Origin of the sequence: Streptomyces sp. WM6386, assembly GCF_000972385.1 — a bacterium.
Lineage (GTDB): Bacteria > Actinomycetota > Actinomycetes > Streptomycetales > Streptomycetaceae > Streptomyces.
The window spans coordinates 1-4,432 of record NZ_JXTE01000138.1 but is presented as its reverse complement, the minus strand read 5'-3'; the positions used below and the strand labels follow the sequence as shown (position 1 = coordinate 4,432).

General features: G+C 69.9%; 3 protein-coding genes. All 3 read right to left on the bottom strand.

Features of this window, described 5'->3' with window-relative positions:
* Nucleotides 1–1,146: class I adenylate-forming enzyme family protein (locus TN53_RS39955; protein WP_052745398.1), on the bottom strand; the 1,146-nt coding region annotated here is incomplete at its 3' end.
* Between the two features lie 115 nt (nucleotides 1,147–1,261).
* Nucleotides 1,262–3,520, bottom strand: a complete 2,259-nt coding sequence (locus tag TN53_RS39950) for an MMPL family transporter (RefSeq protein ID WP_052745397.1) — start codon at nucleotides 3,518–3,520, stop codon at nucleotides 1,262–1,264.
* A gap of 34 nt (nucleotides 3,521–3,554) precedes the next feature.
* Nucleotides 3,555–4,432: alpha/beta hydrolase (locus tag TN53_RS39945; protein ID WP_046263768.1), on the bottom strand; the 878-nt coding region annotated here is incomplete at its 5' end.

Genomic DNA, 4,432 nt, shown 5'->3' with positions numbered 1-4,432 from the left:
GACCTCGATGGAGCCGGGGTTCGTCTCGCAGGGGGTGTTGCCGTCCCGGCTGACCACGCGGATCCGCGCGGCGCCCCTGGGCATGGCCCAGCCCACGCAGCGCCCGTTGGCCTTGTGCGCGGAGCGGCGGAAGTAGGCGCGGCCGACGGCAGGGCCGACCTCGCTCTGCCCGTAGATCTGGAAGAACAGGGCGCCTTTGCGGTCGGACGCCCCCAGCAGCCTGCTCATGGTTCCGGGGTGGATGGCGTCGAAGGTGGAGACGAACATCCGCACGTCGCTGAAGAGCTCCGGGTGCGCCTTCGGCAGGTGCTCCCAGCGCTGGAAGATGTTGGGGCAGGCCTCCAGTGTGGTGGGGCGGTTGCGCCCGAGCGTCTCGACGACCACGTCCGGGTCGGAGCCGCCGAGCACCACGACCTTGGAGGGGATCAGCACCGACTGGGCCATCACCCAGGTCACGGCGCGCGAGTGCACGAAGGCGATGCAGGAGGCGACGGTGTCGTCGGGCCGCGTCGACAGGAACGGGATGCGGATGGTCTCCATCACCCCGTACACGCCGATGGTGTCCGCCGAGTGCATCACGAACTTCGGCACGCCCGTGGTGCCGGAGGTGTGGGTGAGCAGCATCGGCTCGGAGTCCGGGCGCAGCTCGGGCGCGGGGATGTCGCTGCCGGCGAGGTCGGCGAGGCGGGTGGCGTCGCCAGGCAGCAGCTCGCCCTCGACGGCGAGCACCCGGGTGCCGGGTCCGGCCAGTTGGACGCCCTGTTCGTGGGCGGCCGCCAGCACGTCGTCGGAGGCGACGATCACCTTTGGGTCCAGCCGCTCCATCATCTTGCCGAGGGTGTCCGGCGGGAACGTCGAGGTGATCATGGCGGGCAGGCCGCCGATCCGGGCCGCGGCCGCGGCCAGCAGGACGACGTCCATGTGGTTGTGCTTGATGATCGCCAGCCGGTCGCCGCGGCGCAGTCCCGCCGCGTACAGGCGGCCCGACATGTCCTGCACCAGGTGTGCCAGGGACGTGGAGTCGTGGGCGCGGCCCGTGTCCGGGGCGATGTCGAAGGGGCGGTCCAGGTGCCAGATGGGCCCGGGCTTCCCGGCGAAGTGGTCGAAGTGGGCCCCTATGTTCTTGGGGCGCTTGGTCTTGGGCATCGGCCGTTCTCTTCCGTCGTAGGACCTCTCGGGGGCGCCTGGAGCCGGGGCCGCCGCCGGCCCGGCCCGCTGGGTGCGGGGGTCGGGCCGGCGGCGGCCGGTGCGGCGTGCGGCGTCAGTGCGGCTGGCTGGGGACCGGAGTGTCGCTGTCGCTTCCGGTGCGCCCGCCGGGGATCGGCGGTGCCTCCTCGGCTTCGGCCTCGCTGAGGCCGTAGCGGGCGTGGAACTTCCGCAGCGGGCCGGGCGCCCACCAGTTGGCGCTGCCGAACAGCTTCATCAGGGCCGGCAGGAGACCGCCGCGGATCAGCGTGGCGTCCATGAGGATCGCCAGTGCCATACCGAGGCCGATCGCCTTCATGTAGCTGATGCCGGAGGTGATGAGGACCAGGAAGACCAGCGAGAGCAGCACGGCCGCGTAGGTGACGACCTTGCCGACCCGCTCCAGGCCGTTGGCGACGGCCAGTTCGTTGTCGCCGGTGCGGTCGTACTCCTCCTTGATCCGCGACAGCATGAACACCTGGTAGTCCATCGACAGGGCGAAGGCCAGGCCGAAGCACATGATCGGCACGGTCCAGGTGATGCTGCCGGTGATGATGAAGTCACCGAACAGGCTCGCCATGTGGCCTTCCTGGAAGATGAAGACCAGCGCGCCGAAGGTGGCGGTGAGGCTGAGCACGGTCAGCAGGATCGACTGCAGCGGCAGCAGGATGCTGCCGGTGAGCAGGAACAGCAGCAGGAACATGCCGATGAACAGGATCGCCCCGGACAGCGGCAGGTTGTCGCGCAGGGTGTCGAAGGTGTCGACGCTGACCGCGGCCGGGCCGCCGACCTTGACGTCGAACGGCGCCTTGGTGTCCCGCACCGCCTCGACGAGCTTCTCGCCCTGCGAGCCGTAGGCGTCGACGGACGGCACCACGGACAGGTAGGTGCCCGCGGTCACCCCGAACCGGGTGTTGGCCTCGCTCGCCTCGGCGACCTTGGCGCCGTCGACGTAGGAGCCGGTCAGGGCGTCGACGCGGCTGACGTCGGCGACCTTGGAGAGGTCCTTGGCGTAGGCGTCGATGGTGTCGGTCTTCGTGCTCGGGTCGCCGGCGTCGGCGGCGACCACGGTCAGGGCCTGCTGCTCGCGGGTGTCGAAGTCCTTCTTCAGCACCTGGGCGACCTGGGCGGACTTGGCGTCGGCGGGCAGGACCGCCTCGTCGGGCAGCCGCAGCTTCATGTCCATGGCCGGCAGGCCGAGGGTGATGACGACGGCGAGGACCAGCACGGCGACCCGCACCGGGCGGCGCATCACGGCGGTGGACGTGCGGTGCCAGAAGCCGCCGCCGTCGTTGGCCGGGTTCTGCTTGCGCTTGAACAGGCTCCACTTGTCGACGCGCGGGCCGATCCAGCGCAGCACCGCCGGGGCCAGGATGAGGGTGACCGCGGCGGCGACCAGTGCGGTGGTCATGCAGCCGATCGCGAGCGAGCGCAGCATCGTGAACGGCAGGACGAGCAGGCCGACGAACGCGACGGCCACGGTGAGCGCGGAGAACAGGATGGTGCGGCCGGCGGTGCGCAGGGTCGTGGTGATCGCGGTGTTGATGTCCCGGCCCTGGCGCAGTTCCTCGCGGTAGCGGGTCACGAACAGCAGGCAGTAGTCGATGCCCAGACCGATACCGAGGAACGTCGTGGTGTTGACGACGACGCTGGAGGTGTCGTTGAAGAAGGTGATGGTGAACAGCGCACCCATCGACGCCAGCATCGCGCCGAACGCGACGGCCACCGGCAGCAGCGCGACCAGGGCGCTGCCGAAGATGACGACCAGCACGATGAGGAGCAGCGGGAAGACCATGCCCTCGGCCTTGGAGGCGTCCTTGCTGGAGGTCTCGATGTTCTCGTGCCACATCATGGCCGAGCCACCGGTCTTGACCTCGAGGCCGTCGACGGTGCCGGAGTACTTCTCGTCGATCTTCTTCGCCCAGTCGATCTGGTCGTCGAAGTCACCGTCGATGCGGCCCAGCACGATGGCCTTGTCGCCGTCCTTGCTGCGCAGCGCCTCACTGCCGGTGGTCCAGTAGGAGACGACATCGGTGATGTCGGACTCCTTGGCCAGCTTCTGTGTCAGGGCGCGGCCGGCCGCGGCGGCGGAGGCGTCGTCGACGCCCCGCTTGTCCTCGACCAGCAGCAGCAGGTTGGGTTCGCCCTGCTTGAAGGTCTTCTCCAACTCCTCGGCCGCCGCACGGGATTCGGTGCCGGTGGCCTCGTAGCCGCCTGAGGTGAGCCGGTCCTGCAGGCCGCCGCCTGCGGCTCCGGCGAGGAACACCAGCAGCAAGGTGAAGAGAACCACCTTGCGCGGTGAGCGCAGCACCAGGCGTGAAAGCCTGTCGAACATCGTTCCTCCTATGGTGTGGGTGAGGGCTTCGGCTTCACGCCGGCCGGGAGGGTCCGCGTACGGCCGCGAATCTGCGGTCGAACCAGTCGCGTGCCAGGTCGTAGAACTCGGCGGCGCCGCGGTGCACGTTCAGCGAGTGGCCGACGCCGGGGACCACGTGGGTCTCCAGCTGGGCCTCGGGCGCGTAGTAGTCCCGCTCGAAGGCGTGCACGGCCTCGGAGCGGGCGGCGAAGCCCACGTCCGAGCTGCTGAAGAGCGCGTCGTGTTCCCCGACCACCACCAGGACGGGCACCTTGACGGCCCGCGAGTGCTCGGGCCGGTAGGTCTCGGGCAGTGAATTGCCCTCGCCCCAGGTGGCGGTGGACTTGATCTGTTCGTTGTGCGCGGACAGTTCCGGATCGATGCCGCCCGCAAACTCGAGCATCCTGGCGCGGCGTCCGGGACGCTGCGTCAGGTACTCGGCGGGCGCGCCGAGACCGGCGAGCAGGGGGTCCTGGTTCGCCGGGTGGAAGAAGTCGTGGACCTTGTCGACCTTTTCGTAGAAGTCGGTCGTGGTGTGCAGCATGCCGGTGATGACCAGGCCGTCCACGTCCGCGTGCCGGGCCGCCTCGACGAGAGCGATGCCCGATCCGTAGGAGTGGCCGACGCTCACCACCCGGGAGAAGCGGTGGCCTGCCGGGGTGCCCGAGCGCAGCAGCGTGATCGCCTGGTGGATGCTCTCCGCGTGGGCGTCCAGGTCGACCTCGTCCCCGTGGGGTCTGCTGGAGGCTCCGGTACCGAGGCGGTCGAGCAGCAGCACGGCGTATCCGGCGCGCAGCATGTGGGCGCTGTAGTCGTATGCGCCGGGCAGGGTCCAGTAGCGGCGGGCGTAGGGGAGGGCGGGGATGAGGACCTGGGCCGGGTCCCCCCCCT